The organism is Halopelagius fulvigenes, assembly GCF_055398025.1.
Genome location: NZ_AP043846.1, coordinates 1,435,624 through 1,451,250, shown reverse-complemented (window position 1 = coordinate 1,451,250; position 15,627 = coordinate 1,435,624). Strand labels below are relative to the sequence as shown.

Sequence of the window (15,627 nt, the reverse complement as noted above, 5' to 3'; positions counted from 1 at the left end):
CGGACTACCGGTGACGGTCGATGACGCGCTTGGCGGATTCGGCCTTCTCCTTCCAGCCGTACCCCGCCTCGTAGACGTGGCGCTTCTTGTCCACCAACTGCTCGGGCGTCGCCTCCTCGAACCCGCCGCGACTCCACGAACCGCTCTCTCGGAGCCAGTCGGCGACGTTCTCGCGCGTCTCGGACCACGAGAGGCCGACCATCTCGTACCACGCGATCATGGCGAAGACGGCGTTGTCGTGACAGCCGGGGTAGCTTCCGTGGCGGTAGAGCGTCTTCATCGGTTCCCGCGACGGAACCGACACCTCCTCGCGGAACTCCTCGGCCGTGAGGAGGCGGAGGACGCCGTTTGACTCGTCCACGCGCCCGTCGCGCTTCAGTCGCTCCATCGCCGCCCGGTGGAGCGCGTCCCACTCGCCGTGGACGAGGCTCAGAACGTCGTCCTCGTCCGTCGTTCCCGCCGAGAGGTGCGCGACGACGTCGGTGTACGCCTTCTCGACGTCCGGCCACGGCGTCCCCTCGAACTGGCAGTCGGCGTCGTGGAGGCTGTTGGTGGCCCGGCAGTCGGGGCACGGATAGTCGAACTGCGGCACGAGACGACGGACGAAGGATGTCGTCTTAGGTGATGTGATATTCTCCGCTCCGAGAGAAGATGTGACACTCCGACACGGCGGGCGCGACGCGCCCGCGACAATCGCCGTGTTTATTCGCAGTCACTCGCAAACCAGAGCCGATGCCGATGGACCCGCTCCACGCGCGCTACCCGTTCTTCGGCGGCGCACGTGACGCCGTACGAGAGGCGGACATCTCTCCCGCGGAACTCATCGCCGAAGACGCACCCGCCGTAGAGCGCGGGCTGGAACGGGTCGAACGCGCCCTCATGGAGGGCACCGTCGAAGCCGAGGAACCGAACCGGTGGGACGAACGCGAGGAACTGCTCTCGTACCCCATCGCACGCATCCTCGTCTCGCTGGTCGATACCCCGGCGGCGGTGGACAAGTACGCCGCCGCGGAGGCCGCCACCGCGCGGACGCGGTTTCTCGCCGACTTCGAGGCCGACGACGACGACTTACAGAGCACTCGGACGCGCCGCGCGTCCCTCGACGGCGTCCTCTCGGAGTTCGGGCTTTCGGGCGACGTGCGCCCGGAACGCGACGACGACGCGCCGCGGCGGCGCGACCCGACGCACTACTGGGTCGCCCTCGGGTCGTACCTGACGCTGGCGGACGCCGGGTGGGGCGAACGGTGGCGACTCGTCAACCGCGAGGTGGCCGACGGCGAGGTTCGCGTGACCGGAGACGAACTGCACCGGACACTGGAGGAGGCGGTCCGACGGCGCGTCGCCGACGGACTCCCGTTCGAGGTGCGCGGCAGCCCCGCCGGCGAGGAGATAGCCGACGCCCTCGACGAGGAGGTGGCGGCGCTCCGCGACCTGTTGAACGACCACGACGCCGCCGGGAGCGCCGCCGTCGAAACCGTCGTCCCCGCCCTGTTTCCGCCGTGCATGAAGACGCTCGTCCGCCGAGTCCGGGAGGGCGAGGCCGTCGCGCCGCACTCGGAGTTCTCGCTCGTCTCCTTCCTCGTCGCACTCGGGATGGACGAGACGGAGGTGACGACGCTTCTGAACGCCGACGGGGAGGACGCGGAGAGAGTGGAGACGCGCATCGCGTACCTCGCGGACGCCGACGGATCCCAGTTCGCGCCGCCGACGTGCGCGACGCTGAAGGCGTACGACGACTGCACGGACCCCGACGAACGCTGCGAGACCATCTCGCATCCGCTCTCCTACTACGAGAGCGCGGTGCGAGACGCCGGCGACGTGCGCGACTGGCGAGAGACGGTCGCAGAAAGCGAGTAGTCTACCGGCCCAACCAGAGGCCGAGAGCGCCCATCGCCACGATGAAAAACGAGATGGCCCCAATGAGGGCGAGTCCGCCGGTGCCCGTCGCTCCATTCCCGAACGTCACGCCGAGACCGATGATGAGCGCGATGAAGAATCCGACCGCCACGACGGAAGTGACTATCTTGCGACGCATCTCCGCTTCGATTTCCATGCTCCGGCTTACCCCCGGCCATTCTAAAAGGCCTTCGATGGACGTTTCGGACCGTTCGTCCACCTGAAACCAAGGTTTAGGTTCGTGCAGCACGTAGGTATATCTGACGAGGGAACGGCCCTCAGACCCCCCTAAAACCGATGACGCACACACGAAACACACCCGCGTCTAACACGCAGTCTCGCCCCCGCCGCCGCGCGGTCAGACAGAAGACGACACTCCCGGCGTCGGGCTTCGTCGGGCGCGCCCGTCGCGCCCGCGAGGACCCGATGGCGGTCCGCCCCCTCCGCGACGGCCGGTACGTCGTCGAGACGGACGGCGGGACCTACGTGGTAGACTCCGAAACCGACACCTGCACCTGCCCCGACAGCGCCATCCGCGACGCTCGCTGTAAGCACCTCCGGCGGGTCCACATCGAGATAGCCGACGGCCTCGTCCCCGCGCCGGACGAACGCACGGCGGTCTGCGCCGTCTGTGGCAACCGAACGTACGTGCCGCGGTTCGACTCCGGCCCCGTCCTCTGTGACCGCCACGACCACGCCTCCGGCGACTTAGTGCGCGACAGAGAGACCAAGAGCCTGCTCGTCGTCCTCCGGGCGACGGGCGACAGGGCCGACGAGGCCCGAACCGACTCGGACCGCACCGTCGCGGACTACGACACGAACGACGACTACGGGCCGCACGAACCCGTCTTCGAGGCCGTCTACGTCGATTCGGTCCCCCTCGACGAGGACATCGCGGAGCTCAGAGCGAAGAAGCGGTACCTCTTCCCCGCCTCGCGCCTCATCCCGGTCGAGTCGGGATTCGCGACGGAGGAAGTGCGCCGAACGCTCGCCGGGTCGCACCTCGGCGGCGAGTCGCAGACGACGCAAGCGACGCTGAGATTGAAAACGTAATCGCCTCAGGCGTCCGAATCGTCCTCGTCCTCGGGAACGTCCGTCAACCGACTCTGTGACGGCCCGCCGACGAACGAATCGAACGGTTCACCTTCGGCGAGAGCGGTCTCCTTTTTGACTCGGTAGTTGCCGCCGTCGGTGACGTACAGGTCGCCCGGGTGGAAGAAGTACCACTCCTCCCGGTCGAATCGGACGGCGATGCGGGACTTCGCGCCGAAGTTCTGCGCGAAGTAGATGAGCGCTTCCACCTCCTCGCCGGTGAGGTAGATGGGTCGCCCGGAGCTCGCTTTCGCCTCGATGGCGTAGAACACGTCGCCGTTGCCCGCGAGGACGTCCGGCAGTTCGCGTTCGGTCGCGCTTCCGGAGGCGGGCGCTCGCATCACCGCGAATCCGGCCTCGTCGAGCTTGTTGACGAGTTCCCGTTCGCGGCGGTCCCCTTTACGGTTCGAAGACATTGGCGTTTCTCGGAGGTTCACGCCCTTAAACTGGGCGAAACGGACGGACGAACTCCCGTTCGCGGCGTCTCCGTGAGCGAAGCGAACGGAGGCTCGAAGCACGAGCGAAGCGAGTGCTTCGGTGTCCTCACGAACGAAGTGAGCGAGGGTACGGGACGCGAGATATCGAGCGTTTCCCGTGAGCGAAGCGAGCGGAGACTCGAAGCACGGGCGAAGCGAGTGCTTCGAAGGTCCCCGTTACGGTTCGAAGACATTGGCGTTTCTCGGAGGGTCACGCCGTAAGCCGGGTGAAACGGACGGACGGGCCGCGAACGGTAACCAAATCTAACCTGTTCGTGTCCGGCAAGAGGGATTTTCCGCGGCGCGTCCGACGCGCAGAGTGTCAGAATGAGCGACCAGAAAGAGGAGAGGGCCGAGGAGTTGGAGGAGGAGTCCGACGCCACCGAGGCGGTGAAGGAGGCGCAGGCCGAGGCGAAGAACCGGGGCGAGCAGACGCCCGAAAGGGCCATCCTCGAAGAGCAGATTACCAGCGCGATGAACGAGCTCCGTCGGCCGGCGAGCGGACTGTTCCTCTCGGCGTTCTCCGCCGGCCTCGACATCGGGTTCGGCCCCCTCCTCATGGCCGCCGTGTTCACGCTCGTGTCAGGGGCGTGGAGCGACCCCCTCACGAGCATCGCGCTCGCGAACCTCTACAGCGTCGGGTTCATCTTCGTCGTCCTCGGTCGCTCGGAGCTGTTCACCGAACACACGACGCTCGCCGTGTTGCCGGTGCTCGACGGCCGAGCGTCGATATCGGACCTCGGTCACCTCTGGGGCGTCGTCTACGTCGGAAACGTCGTCGGCGGCGTCGTCTTCGCCGGCATCGCCGTCACCGTCGGCCCGGAGTTCGGCATCGCCGACACCGCGGCGTTCGTCGAACTCGCGCGGGGCCTCACCCAGCACTCGCTGTGGGGACTGATGACCGCCGCTGTCCTCGCGGGGTGGCTCATGGGACTCCTCTCGTGGCTGGTCGCCGCGGCGCAGGAGACGATTTCGCGCACGTTCTTCGTCTGGCTCATCGCCACCACCATCGGACTCGCGCACCTCCCGCACTGCATCGCCGGCAACGTCGAAGTGCTGATGGGCCTCCTCGCCGGGTCGGAGGTCGGGTTCCTCGCGTACGGCCGGTTCCTCGCGGTATCGACGGTCGGAAACGCGGTCGGCGGGTCGGTGTTCGTCGCGCTCCTGAAGTACGGACACGTCGTCCGAGGCGGGCCGGGCGTGTGAGGCGACTTTCCTGAGCGACCGGCCGTCACTCGACCAGTTCGCGGAGACTCTCGATGACGTAGGTGGGTTCGCCCGCGTCGAGGCCCTCGGGCGTCGAGAACGCGGCGTCCTCTCGCCCTTCTCGGCGGACGAACGCCGAGTCCGCGCCCGCCCGGGACGCCGCCGCCACGTCCACGGGTTCGTCGCCGACGTACAGCGTCCGCTCGGGTTCGACGCCCACGTCCTCGCAGGCGGCACAGAGGTAGTGCGGGTCGGGTTTGGTCCGACGGAGTTCCTCGGGCGTGAAGGTGGGCGCGCGGACGGACTCGACGCCGAGGCGCGTCCTGAGGTCGAACCGTTCGACGACTTCCTCCACGACGGGGCGGAGGTTGTTGCTCACCAACGCACTCGGCGCGGAGAGCTCCGAGAGGGCGTTCACGTCGTCGTACACCGAGCGAAGGCCGCGTTCGAGTTCGCGCTTCTGCGCGCGGTAGGCCTCCCGCGCCGCCTGCGTGCAGAAGGCGCTTCGGTCCACGCCCGCGGCGCGACAGAGGTCGGTGATGCGTTCGACGTCGCCGGTGACGAGTGCGCGGACGCCGTCCCGGGAGGGCGATTCGAGGTCGAACCGGGAGAAGGTTCGCGCGGCCGCCTCTCGAAGGGCGTCCCGACTCGGGAGCTCCACGAGGACGCCGTCGACGTCGAAGACGTAGGCGTCGTACGGGGGGACGGTCGCCGAGTGGGTCATAGAGTGCCGTCGTCTCGAAGCACGTATGAATCTATCCGATTGCGGCGAGCGTCGCAGGCGTTGAAAAGAGCGTTCAGCGGGCGAGACGGAGGCGACGAGTCGCTCGGAGCCTTACGTCCCGTGACTCCAGCTGCTCATGTACTCCTCCTGCGTCTCGGTGAGGGTGTCGATGTCGACGCCCTCGGCGTCGAGTTTTATCTCGGCGACTTCCACGTCGAGTTCGTCCGGCACGTCGTGGACGCCGGCGTCGTACTCGTCGCCGTTCTCGACGAGTTCGCGGACGCAGACCGCCTGCACGCCGAACGACTGGTCCATCACTTCGACGGGGTGGCCGAGGGCGATGGGCGACGCGAGGTTGACGAGGCGGCCCTCCGCGAGGACGTTGATGCGGCGGCCGTCCTCCATCTCGTAGGCGTCCACGCCGTCGCGGGCCTCGTACTCGTCCACGGCGAGGTCAGAGAGGGCGTCTAAGTCGATTTCGATGTCGAAGTGCCCGGCGTTGGCGAGGACGGCGCCGTCCTGCATCTTCTCGAAGTCCTCGCGGGTGATGACGTCTCGGTTGCCCGTCGTCGTGAGGAACACGTCACCCACCTCCGCCGCCTCGTTCATCGGCATCACATCGTAGCCCTCCATGTGCGCTTCGAGGGCGCGGCGGGGTTCGACTTCCGTGACGATGACGTTCGCGTTCTGCCCGGCGGCCTTCTTGGCGACGCCCTTCCCGCAGTAGCCGTAGCCCGCGACGACGACGTTCTTCGACGCCCACGAGAGGTTCGTCGTCATGGCGATGTTGGCGAGGGAGGACTCGCCGGTGCCGTGGACGTTGTCGAACAGACGCTTCATCGGCGTGTCGTTGACGGCGAAGACGGGGTAGTTCAGTTCGCCGTCCTCGTCCATCGCGCGGAGTCGGTGGACGCCGGTGGTCGTCTCCTCCGCGCCGCCGAGGATGGTGTCGATGAGTTCGGGGTACTCCTCGTGGACGAGGTAGACGAGGTCCATCCCGTCGTCCACGGTGACGGTGGGTTCGTGCGAGACGACGGCGTGCATCGCCTCGTAGTACTCGTCTTCGTCCACGCCGCGCTTGGCGTAGGAGGTGATGCTGTCGTTCGCGTCGAGGGCGGCGCTCACGTCGTCGTGCGTCGAGAGCGGGTTGCACCCGGTGATGGCGACTTCCGCGCCGCCGAGCGCCAGCAGTTCGACGAGGTTCGCCGTCTTCGCCTCGACGTGCATCGCCATCCCGACGACCTGCCCTTCGAACGGTTTCGACTCGGCGAACTGCTCGCGGAGTTCCTGCAGGATGGGCATGTGCTGAAGCGCCCAGTCCATCTTCCGTCGGCCCTCCTCGCGGGCTTCCTCAACGTCGTCGAGGTGGCCGCTTATCGGAGCGTAGGTGGATTCACTCATGAAGCCCGCTTCGGGCAGGGTCGGGAAAATCCTACCGAAGGCGGAGGGAGGACGGTGCGAATCGGTGGCACGGTACGGAGGTCCGAGCGGAGAGACGACGCCGAAGCGACGTTCGTCCGCACAGATAGATTCAAACCCCGCCTTCACGGAGGTACGCGGAAGCGATGCTGGTCACCCGCGCCGAAACAGATATCGAGGTCTCCGACGCCGAACTCCTCACGCTGATGGGATCCGAGGCCGCGAACGCGATACTCCGGACCGTCACGGAACCGATGACGGTCAAGGAGATTCACCAGTTCGCGGCGGTGCCTCTCTCGACGGCGTACCGCGAGGTGAACCGCCTCGCGGAGGCGAACCTCCTCGAAGAGCGGATTCAACTCAACCCGCGGCGGGGTCGGCACGCCAACCGGTACGTCCGCACGTTCGACACCATCGAAATACAGATGACCGACGAGGGCGTCGTCGTGCAGTTGCTCTCCTGATCCGTTCGCCCCGCGCCTCAGTTATCGTCGAGGATGTTCGCCGCGCAGGCCGACTCGTACCGTCCCCGGACGTTCTCCCAGTCGACGACGTTCCAGAACGCTTCGACGTACTCGGAGCGGCGGTTCTCGTACTGGGGGTAGTAGGCGTGCTCCCAGACGTCGACGACGAGAAGCGGCGTTCCGGCCTGCACGACGAGTTCGTCGTGATTCTCGACCTGCGTGACGAGCAGCGAGTCCGAACGGTGGTCGTAGAGGAGCGTTCCCCATCCCGACCCCTCGACGGCCGAGGCGGCCGCGGAGAACTCCTCGCGCATCGCCCCGAACGATCCGAAGTCGGTCCCGATGCGGTCGGAGAGCGAACCGCCGGGTTCGCCGCCGCCGTCGGGCGACATGTTCCCCCAGAAAATCGTGTGGAGGACGTGCCCCGAGAGGTTGAACGACAGGTCGCGTTTGACGCCGCTGATGCCGTCGAACTCGCCGGAGTCGCGCATCTCCGCAAGCGCGCGGAGGGCCTCGTTCGCACCGTCTACGTACCCCTGATGGTGGCTGTCGTGGTGCAGTTTCAGTATCCGTTCGTCAATGTGCGGTTCCAGCGCGTCGTAGTCGTACGGAAGCGGCGGGAGCCGATACGTCGGACCGTCTCCGTCGTCTCCGGTCGCCGCGGCGACGTCCGTTTCGAGGAGCGTCACGCCCGCGGCGACGCCGATTCCTCGAAGAACCGTCCGTCGTCCGAGTTCTGGAAGCGAGTCTCGGTGGAGGTGGGGACCATCTGTCATCGTACGTCGGTTCGCCGTTCAGCCGATCGGTTGATTAATCTAATTGACACTTCCGCGACTGTCGCTCCGTCGAACAGATTCTGTCAGACGAATGCCAAAAACGGAGCAGCCGATTACTCGGCTCTCTCGACCAGCGACGCCGCGCGTTCGCGCGCCTCCGCGACGACGCGCTCCTCGTCCAGCGTCAGCACCTCGCGGTCCCGCATGAGGACGCGCCCGTCGCAGACCGTGTGGCGAACGTCCGACCCGCGGGCGGCGTAGGCGAGGTGGCTCACGTAATCGTGCGTCGGCGCGAGGTGCGGGGCGTCGAACTCCACGACGGCGACGTCGGCCGCCGCGCCGACTTCGATTCGGCCGGCGTCGACGCCGATGGCCGCGGCACTCCCGGCGGTGGCCGCCTTCACGGCCGCCGCGGCGGGGACGGCGGCGGCGTCGTCGGCGCCGAGTTTCCCGATCATCGCGGCGTCGCGGAGTTCGTCGAACATGTCGAGGTCGTTGTTCGACGCCGCGCCGTCGGTTCCGATGCCGACGGTGACGCCCGCGTCCAGCATCTTCTGGATCGGCGCGATGCCGGAGTTCAGTTTCATGTTCGACGCCGGGCAGTGGACGACGGCCGCGCCGCGGTCCGCGAGGAGTTCGATCTCCTCGTCGTCGGTGTGGACGCCGTGCGCGAGGAAGTTCGACTCCTCGAGCATCCCGACGTCGTCGGCGTACGAGAGGGGGCGTTCGCCGCGTTCCTCGACTATCGGCACCACCTCGTCTCTCGTCTCGTTGGCGTGGAAGTGGACCGGGATACCCTCCTCGCGCGCCGTCTCGACGCCCTCGCGGAGGAGCCCCTCGCCGACGGTGGTCAGAGAGTGGGGCATGAACGCCGTGGAGACGCGCCCGTCCGCCGCGCCGTCGAACTCGCGGGCGACGCGGAGACTCTCTTCGACGTCTGCGGCGGCCTCCTCGTCGTCCTTGGCGACGGTGACGACGCCGTGGCCGACGCGGGCGCGGACTCCCGCCTCCTCGACGGCGGCGACGACTTCGTCCACGTCGAAGTACATGTCCGCGAAGGCCGTCGTCCCCGAGCGAATCATCTCGACGATTCCGAGTTTCGCCCCGGCGCGCACGTCCTCGGGTTCGAGGGCGGCCTCCGCCGGCCAGATGTCCTCCCGAAGCCACGGGTCGAGGGGTTTGTCGTCGGCGTACCCGCGGAGGAGCGTCATCGCGACGTGGGTGTGGGCGTTGACGAGGCCCGGCATCACCAGACAGCCCTCGGCGTCGAGGGTCTCGTCCGGGTCGTACTCCTCGGCGACGTTCGGGCCGACGGCCTCGATTTCGCCGGTGTCCCGGTCAGCCACGACGTCCGCCCGTTCGACGGTCATGTCGGGACGGAGCACCCGCCCGCCCGCGACCAACAGCGTGTTCGTCATGCTCGACCGTTTCCGCCGGCGAGCGTATCACTCCATCGGACGAACCCGGCGAGAGGAAACGGCCGAGTACGGCCGTTCGAGACGCCGACTAGTGCGTTTCCCGAAGTTCGAGAATCGTCGGGCTTCTTAGGGTTGGGTACGAACGACTCACCAATGTTGTCACCAGCACACGCGGGTGCCCACGGAGGGTACGACGTACCGCTCGCGGCGGTGTTGCTGCTCGCGGGAGTCGGATCGCTCGCCGTCGCCGGCCTCGCTGTCGGCGCACTCGCCCGGAGGCGGTCGCGTTCGTACCTCCTCGTGGCGCTCGCGTTGGTGACGCTCGCGGCGCGGACGGCGGTCGCCGGGGCGACGATGGCCGGGGTGGTGGAGACGTCGGCGCACCACCTGCTCGAACACGGCCTCGACGTCGTCATGGCCGCGCTCGTCATCGCGGCCGTCTACTACGCGCGACGGACCGAACGCGCCGCCGGAGGAAACCAGAGATGACCGAGACACGCACGCAGATAACCGACTACATCGGGTCGCACCCGGGCGTCCACTTCAACGAACTCGTCCGTTCGCTGGACCTCGCGCCGGGACAGGCACAGCACCACATCCGCCGCCTCGTCGGCGACGGCACCGTCAACCGCGCGGAGTACTACGGGAGGACCCACTACTACCCGCCGGAGTTCGACGAGTGGGAGCGCGCGACGCTGGCGCTGTTCCGCCGGGAGACGGCGCGCGACGTGCTGGGCGTCCTCCTGCGGGAGGAGGAAGCCCGGCCGGACGCGGTGGCCGAGGAACTGGACATCGCCCGCAGCACCTTGGAATGGCACCTCGACCACCTCGTCGAACAGGACATCGTCCGTAAGGAACGGGACATCCGCAACCGCGTGACGCTGGTCCTCGAACACCCCGACGAGACGGCGGAACTCCTCGCCCGCGTGTCGCCGTCGCTCCAGGGGCGGTTCGTGGACCGCTTCGCCCGCCTCGTCGATTCGCTTCTGGAGGGGTGAAAGGTCCGTCGGAGGCGTTGGTCAACCAAACCGGTCGGTGAACGCGTCCGCGACGTCCCCGGGCGAACGGTCGAGCGAGCCTTCGGTCCGCAGGTACCGCGACCCGGTGAGAATCACGGTCACCGAGACGACCGAGGCGAGCATGTTCAGGAGCAACCATCCCCCGGAGACGCCGTAGCGGACGGAGGTGACGGGTGCCAGCAGGTAGACGCCGCCGGTGACGAAGTCGAGGGCGATGTGCGAGATGAACCCCGCCGCCGCGGCCCGCCACGGGCCGAAGTACGAGAGGCCGAGCACCACGACACAGCCGCCGAGGAGGGAGTGCGTCATCCCGCGGTGGGCCCAGACGGGGCCATGGACGTACCCTGAGTCGACGAGGACAGGAAGGAGATACACGTCGATGTCGGGGAAGATGGCGGCGAGCGCCGCCACGAGGTACGGTTCCGGACGCTCCGCGCGGAAGGCGAGAAAGACGACGGCCAGAGCGACGAGGACGTGGACCCCATCTGCGACCATACGTCGTGCCAACGATTGCCACGGTGAAAACGCTGGGGGCAGACCCCTCGTCTCGGCGAGCGAAAGGCACACGTCGGCGGGCGATGACTCCGAGGTATGCGCATCGCCGTGCCCAACAAGGGCCGCCTGCACGATCCGAGCGTCGAACTCCTCGAACGCGCCGGACTCCACATCGAGGACGGGACCGACCGGAAGTTGTACGCGAACACGGTGGACCCCGACGTGACGGTCCTGTTCGCCCGCGCCGCCGACATCCCCGAGTACGTCCGCGACGGCGCGGCGGAGGTCGGAATCACGGGACTCGACCAGGTGCGGGAGTCGGGCCACGAACTCGCGGAACTGGTCGACTTGGAGTTCGGGACCTGCCGCCTCGTCCTCGCGGCCCCCGAGGACGGCGACATCGGGACGGTCGAGGACTTAGACGGCCGGACGGTGGCGACGGAGTTCCCGCACATCGCGCGGGAGTACTTCGCCGAGAAGGGCGTCGACGCGGACGTGGTGGAGGTGTCGGGCGCGACGGAGTTGACGCCGCACGTCGAGATGGCCGACGCCATCATCGACATCACCTCGACGGGGACGACGCTCCGGGTGAACCGCCTCGCCGTCGTGGACGAGGTGCTCGAATCGTCGGTGCGACTGTTCGCCCGCCCGGACGTGGTCGAGGACTCGAAGGTCCAGCAGTTGGCGACGGCGTTCGAGTCCGTCCGCGCCGCCGAGGGCAAGCGCTACCTGATGATGAACGCGCCGCGGGACCGACTCGACGACGTGCGCGAGGTTATCCCGGGCCTCGGCGGGCCGACGGTGATGGACATCGCGGGCGGCGGCGACGCCGACGAGGGAACGTCGTCCGGCGACGTGGCGGTCCACGTCGTCGTGGACGAACGCGACGTGTTCGAGGTGGTCAACGACCTGAAGGACGTCGGCGCGTCCGGCATCCTCGTCACCGAGATAGAGCGGTTAGTCGAGTGAGCGAGGCCCCGCGCTCCGAACGAATCACCGACGCTCGTCGGTCGTCGCCGCGGTCCGCCGCCGTTCTTCCGCCGCCTCCTCTCCCCCGTCGCGCCACCGGAGGTCGGGCCTCGGCAGACCAGGCGAGACGCGGGCCGACCCGTACCGGGCGCGGACGTACGCGACGATGAGCGCCGTGCCGAGGACGATGGCACCGACGCCGAGAGCGCCCGCCTCCGGGCCGAACGCGCCGCCGGTGATCGCGTCCGGACCGGTCTCTCTGGTCGCGACGACGCTCGTCTCGATGCCGAGGCCGCTGACGGAAAAGCCGTAGACGCCGCCCTGAAACAGGTTCCACGTGATGTGGAGGCCGACGGGGATGGCGAGTTCGTCGGTGAGGACGTAGCCCGCCGCGAGGAACACGCCCGCGAGCGAGATGCCCAGCGTGCTGACCAGCGTCGCGTTCGGGTTGGTGAGGTGGGCGACACCGAACGCCAGCGAGGAGACGACGACGGCGACGGCGACGGCCGCGCCGTCCGAGACGTAGCCCGCGAGTCCCTCCGCCACGTTCGTCAGGAGGTAGCCGCGGGCGACGAGTTCCTCCGCGAACCCGACGGCGACGAACTGGAGCGTGAGGACCGCCATCCCGGCGACGAACCCGCCGGTCCGCGGTCCGCTAACGAACGTGCCGGTGACGCGGACCCACCCGGCGAGGAGGGCGAGGAGGAAGATGGCGGTCATGAGACCGGCCCCCAGCGAGAGGCCGAACCCGAGGTCGACCCACCAGTCGCGGTCGAATCCGAGTCCAGCGTCCGCGAACGTCCGCCTGTCGAGGAGGGCAACCGCGACGAGGACGGCGACGCCCGGCGCGGCCGTCCCGCCGACGGCGAGGACGAGGAGGACGGGGAGCGAGTCGTTCAGGGGGGTGAACGCGTTCACCGCGAGACTGAACCCGAAGAGGGCGACGGCGACGACGACGGCCGCCAGAACGAGGCGAATCGGGGAGCGAAGCCGTCGCTCGTCGGCGTTCCAGACGAGGGCGCGGGCGCGCATGCGGTGAGATGCACCGCGCGGCGGTTTGAAGCCTACGGATGTGATCGGAGAGACACGTCCTACGACGGGGCGGTCGAGAGGAGCATCAACCCGGCGAAAAGCACCGCGCCGAGGATGACCGTGACGACGAAGTGGACGAACGTGACGTAGGCGGTGAGCCCGTTCGACCGCCCGTAGAGGGCTTTCACCGCCGTCGCGTCGAGGAGGAGAGCGAGGGCCACGCCGGCGAACGACGGGAGACCGTACGTCGTGAACACCACCGCGACGACGGCGGGGACCGACCCGACGACGAGGGACTTCAGCGCGGACGCCTCGCCGAGGACGTTGCGCGCCGCGAGGAACGCGGTGACCGAGAGGAACACCGCGAACGACGCGAACGTTCCGGCGACGGCGACTGCGCTACCGACTGACCCGGACTGCAGGACCGCGACGCCGTTGGACATGTACGCGACGACGAACGCCGGGAACTTAGGTACGTCCACTTCGGCGCGACGCGGAGACCCAGGACGCGAGCTATCCGTCTAAGAGACCGAGTTCGCTCAACCGAGAGACGATTTCGTCCACCGCCTCTTTCGCGTCCGAGGGGTGTTTGCCGCCGGTGATGACGAGTTTACCCGACCCGAAGAGGAGCGCGACGACGCTCGGTTCGTCGAGTCGATAGACGAGACCCGGGAACTGTTCCGGTTCGTACTCGATGTTCTCCAACCCCAGACCGATAGCGATGGCGTTGAGATTCAGGTTCCGCCCTAGATCCGCCGAGGTGACGATGTTCTGGACGGTGATGTCCGGTTCCTCGTCCACCGGAATCTGCAGGTCGCGGAGTTTGTCGAAGACGATGTGGAGACTCTCGTGAACGTCGTCCGTGGACTTAGCGCCCGTGCAGACGATTTTCCCCGACCGAAAGATGAGCGCCGCGGACTTGGGGTTCTGCGTGCGGTAGACCAAACCGGGGAACTGCTCCGGGTCGTAGTCCGCGCCCTCTAAGTCCATCGCCACGCTCTGAAGGTCCAATTCCTGACCGATTCCGGTCGAGGCTACGACGTTCTCGATGTTTATCGTGTCCTTGGGGTCGGTCATGTGACAACTTAAACGACGTATTTAACCTTTAAAAAGGTTGGTGCGGGACCTGACAGATGTCGTCACCGCTGAAGGACGCGAATATTCTGGAGCGTCACCAACACGCCGACGACCGCGACGGCCCCGGGGATGGCCGGGCGAACCGGCGAGGGGCCGACGAAGAGATAGCCCGCGACGAAGCAGCCGAACGCGGCGGCCTTCAGCAGGGCGAAGGAGACGAGCGGCGAGAGCGGCGCGGCGAAGACGCGCCTGACGATCGGATTTCGCTCCACGGCGTCGGGACGCGACGCCGCCGCCACGGTGGTCACGTAGTCTCCGACGCCGTAGAACGCGACGGCGAGAACCCACAGAACGGCTTCGAGCGGAGACGGCGCCGGGACGGGAGAGAGCGAGACGGCGTCGGGGAGGAGTCCCATCGTCGGAGTAGACACCTTCGAACGCCTTCGTTGTTCGCCCGTCTCCCGGACGCGCCGACGCCCTCGCGCGCCCTGCGTCGGTGCGCCGTCCCGCCGCATCGACACCCTCATGGCCGCCGCCGGACACGTCCGACCGTGTACTGCCTCGAACTCGCAGGCGAACCCGACGACGAGGCGTTCGCCGCAATCGAAGCCCGACGCGCCGCCGCCGACGCCGTCTCCGTCGTCGCGCCGGGCCTCGCCACGGCACGCGGCGTCCGAACCGAGCGCGTTCGCCACCTCGCGTACACCCACCGCGTCAGCGAACTCGTCGGTCGGACGGACGCCGGCGTCGAGAGCGCCGTCGCCCTGCTGGAGGCGGCGTCGATAGACCGGGCCGGGTCGGTGGCCGTTCGAGGCCGAAACGTCCGCGCGACGGCCGACGCGAGCACGAGCGAGGCCGAACGCGCCCTCGGCGGCGTCCTCGTTGACCGGGGGTTCTCGGTCGATCTGGAGGACCCCGACCACGAACTCCGCGCGGTGTTCTCGGGCGAGGAGTGCTACCTCGGGTGGGCGGTGGCCGAGAGCGTCCGCGACTTCGGCGACAGGCGACCCACCGACCGGCCGTTCTTCCAACCGGGGAGCATGGCCCCCCTCGACGCCCGCGCGTACGTCAACGTCGCCGCCGGGCGGTCGCTCCCGGACGCGACGGTTCTCGACCCGATGTGCGGCACCGGGGGCATCCTCGTGGAGGCGAGTCTCGTCGGCGCGCGCGCCCTCGGGAGCGACGCCCAGTGGAAGATGGCCCGCGGCGCGCGGGAGAACCTCTCCGCGCTCGCCCCGCGGGACGACTGGGACGTGGTCCGCGGCGACGCCACGGACCTGCCGTTCCGCGACGACGCGGCGGACGCTATCGTCTTCGACGCGCCGTACGGTCGGCAGTCGAAAATCGCGCGGCACGAACTCTCGGACCTCGTCTCCGGCGCGCTCTCGGAGGCGGCGCGAGTCGCCCCCTCGGCGGTCCTCGTCGCAGATAGGTCCTGGGAGGACGCCGCCGAAGACGCCGGGTGGCGCGTCGAAGAGCGGTTCGTTCGGCGGGTTCACCGGTCGCTGGACCGCCACGTGCACGTCCTCGCTCGGGAGTGAGTCGAGGCGTCGTGACAGCCGGT

The 15,627-nt window shown here is 68.1% G+C and carries 20 protein-coding genes; 8 read left to right on the top strand and 12 right to left on the bottom strand.

The annotated features are described in order from the left end of the window. Positions 1-4: 4 nt before the first annotated feature. Positions 5-592: a DUF7474 family protein gene (locus tag ACZ522_RS12070; protein WP_379699163.1), complete on the bottom strand. Its 588-nt coding sequence runs from the start codon at positions 590-592 to the stop codon at positions 5-7. A 146-nt stretch (positions 593-738) separates the two neighbouring features. On the opposite strand from ACZ522_RS12070, the gene ACZ522_RS12065 reads away from it, so the two are divergent. Continuing rightward, complete coding sequence (locus ACZ522_RS12065; protein ID WP_379699940.1) at positions 739-1,857, top strand: DNA primase; 1,119 nt, start codon at positions 739-741, stop codon at positions 1,855-1,857. Between the two features lies 1 nt (position 1,858). Here the strand turns inward: ACZ522_RS12065 and ACZ522_RS12060 are convergent, their stop codons facing one another. Next, on the bottom strand, positions 1,859-2,053 hold the full coding sequence (locus ACZ522_RS12060; protein WP_379699165.1) for a DUF7472 family protein: 195 nt from the start codon (positions 2,051-2,053) through the stop codon (positions 1,859-1,861). A 140-nt stretch (positions 2,054-2,193) separates the two neighbouring features. Here ACZ522_RS12060 and ACZ522_RS12055 point away from each other — a divergent pair, with 140 nt between their 5' ends. After that, positions 2,194-2,949 (top strand): SWIM zinc finger family protein, encoded by a 756-nt coding sequence (locus tag ACZ522_RS12055; RefSeq protein WP_379699167.1) that lies wholly within the window; start codon positions 2,194-2,196, stop codon positions 2,947-2,949. A gap of 5 nt (positions 2,950-2,954) precedes the next feature. Here the strand turns inward: ACZ522_RS12055 and hjc are convergent, their stop codons facing one another. Beyond that, positions 2,955-3,404: a Holliday junction resolvase Hjc gene (gene hjc, locus ACZ522_RS12050; protein ID WP_379699169.1), complete on the bottom strand. Its 450-nt coding sequence runs from the start codon at positions 3,402-3,404 to the stop codon at positions 2,955-2,957. A gap of 534 nt (positions 3,405-3,938) precedes the next feature. On the opposite strand from hjc, the gene ACZ522_RS12045 reads away from it, so the two are divergent. Beyond that, on the top strand, positions 3,939-4,670 hold the full coding sequence (locus ACZ522_RS12045) for a formate/nitrite transporter family protein (RefSeq protein ID WP_464391822.1): 732 nt from the start codon (positions 3,939-3,941) through the stop codon (positions 4,668-4,670). 25 nt (positions 4,671-4,695) lie between these two features. Here ACZ522_RS12045 and ACZ522_RS12040 read toward each other — a convergent pair whose 3' ends face one another. Continuing rightward, a complete protein-coding gene (locus tag ACZ522_RS12040; protein ID WP_379699173.1) occupies positions 4,696-5,394 on the bottom strand; it encodes an HAD family hydrolase in 699 nt (232 codons plus the stop codon). A 111-nt stretch (positions 5,395-5,505) separates the two neighbouring features. Continuing rightward, on the bottom strand, positions 5,506-6,795 hold the full coding sequence (locus ACZ522_RS12035) for an adenosylhomocysteinase (protein WP_379699175.1): 1,290 nt from the start codon (positions 6,793-6,795) through the stop codon (positions 5,506-5,508). 164 nt (positions 6,796-6,959) lie between these two features. Here ACZ522_RS12035 and ACZ522_RS12030 point away from each other — a divergent pair, with 164 nt between their 5' ends. Continuing rightward, positions 6,960-7,277 carry a helix-turn-helix domain-containing protein gene (locus ACZ522_RS12030; protein ID WP_379699177.1) on the top strand — a complete coding sequence of 106 codons (318 nt, stop codon included), beginning with the start codon at positions 6,960-6,962 and terminating at the stop codon, positions 7,275-7,277. Positions 7,278-7,294: 17 nt separating this feature from the next. On the opposite strand, the gene ACZ522_RS12025 is transcribed toward ACZ522_RS12030, so the two are convergent. Both ACZ522_RS12025 and ACZ522_RS12020 read right to left on the bottom strand, forming a co-directional pair. Next, positions 7,295-8,053, bottom strand: a complete 759-nt coding sequence (locus tag ACZ522_RS12025) for a superoxide dismutase (RefSeq protein ID WP_379699179.1) — start codon at positions 8,051-8,053, stop codon at positions 7,295-7,297. Positions 8,054-8,166: 113 nt separating this feature from the next. Continuing rightward, positions 8,167-9,471, bottom strand: coding sequence for an amidohydrolase (locus ACZ522_RS12020; protein WP_379699181.1), 1,305 nt, complete (start codon positions 9,469-9,471; stop codon positions 8,167-8,169). A 153-nt stretch (positions 9,472-9,624) separates the two neighbouring features. On the opposite strand from ACZ522_RS12020, the gene ACZ522_RS12015 reads away from it, so the two are divergent. Together ACZ522_RS12015 and ACZ522_RS12010 are read left to right on the top strand one after the other, a co-directional pair. Next, on the top strand, positions 9,625-9,960 hold the full coding sequence (locus ACZ522_RS12015; protein WP_379699183.1) for a DUF7471 family protein: 336 nt from the start codon (positions 9,625-9,627) through the stop codon (positions 9,958-9,960). Continuing rightward, positions 9,957-10,469: a winged helix-turn-helix transcriptional regulator gene (locus ACZ522_RS12010; protein WP_379699185.1), complete on the top strand. Its 513-nt coding sequence runs from the start codon at positions 9,957-9,959 to the stop codon at positions 10,467-10,469. Before ACZ522_RS12015 ends, ACZ522_RS12010 begins: the two co-directional genes overlap by 4 nt. A gap of 21 nt (positions 10,470-10,490) precedes the next feature. On the opposite strand, the gene ACZ522_RS12005 is transcribed toward ACZ522_RS12010, so the two are convergent. Beyond that, positions 10,491-10,985 (bottom strand): metal-dependent hydrolase, encoded by a 495-nt coding sequence (locus ACZ522_RS12005; RefSeq protein WP_379699187.1) that lies wholly within the window; start codon positions 10,983-10,985, stop codon positions 10,491-10,493. A 96-nt stretch (positions 10,986-11,081) separates the two neighbouring features. On the opposite strand from ACZ522_RS12005, the gene hisG reads away from it, so the two are divergent. Further along, entirely contained in the window at positions 11,082-11,954 is an 873-nt protein-coding gene (gene hisG, locus ACZ522_RS12000; RefSeq protein WP_379699190.1) for an ATP phosphoribosyltransferase, read from the top strand. Between the two features lie 24 nt (positions 11,955-11,978). Here hisG and ACZ522_RS11995 read toward each other — a convergent pair whose 3' ends face one another. The 4 genes from ACZ522_RS11995 to ACZ522_RS11980 all read right to left on the bottom strand — a co-directional run bounded on the left by ACZ522_RS11995 (position 11,979) and on the right by ACZ522_RS11980 (position 14,479). Continuing rightward, positions 11,979-12,986 carry a CPBP family intramembrane glutamic endopeptidase gene (locus tag ACZ522_RS11995; protein ID WP_379699193.1) on the bottom strand — a complete coding sequence of 336 codons (1,008 nt, stop codon included), beginning with the start codon at positions 12,984-12,986 and terminating at the stop codon, positions 11,979-11,981. A gap of 59 nt (positions 12,987-13,045) precedes the next feature. Next, the gene (locus ACZ522_RS11990; protein WP_379699942.1) at positions 13,046-13,429 is read right to left on the bottom strand and encodes a DUF7473 family protein; all 384 of its coding nucleotides are present in this window, start codon (positions 13,427-13,429) and stop codon (positions 13,046-13,048) included. A 70-nt stretch (positions 13,430-13,499) separates the two neighbouring features. After that, positions 13,500-14,063 (bottom strand): TATA-box-binding protein, encoded by a 564-nt coding sequence (locus tag ACZ522_RS11985; protein WP_379699196.1) that lies wholly within the window; start codon positions 14,061-14,063, stop codon positions 13,500-13,502. A gap of 62 nt (positions 14,064-14,125) precedes the next feature. Beyond that, positions 14,126-14,479 (bottom strand): DUF5658 family protein, encoded by a 354-nt coding sequence (locus tag ACZ522_RS11980; RefSeq protein ID WP_379699198.1) that lies wholly within the window; start codon positions 14,477-14,479, stop codon positions 14,126-14,128. Between the two features lie 135 nt (positions 14,480-14,614). On the opposite strand from ACZ522_RS11980, the gene ACZ522_RS11975 reads away from it, so the two are divergent. Then, positions 14,615-15,604: a methyltransferase domain-containing protein gene (locus ACZ522_RS11975; RefSeq protein WP_379699201.1), complete on the top strand. Its 990-nt coding sequence runs from the start codon at positions 14,615-14,617 to the stop codon at positions 15,602-15,604. The last annotated feature ends 23 nt before the right edge of the window (positions 15,605-15,627 follow it).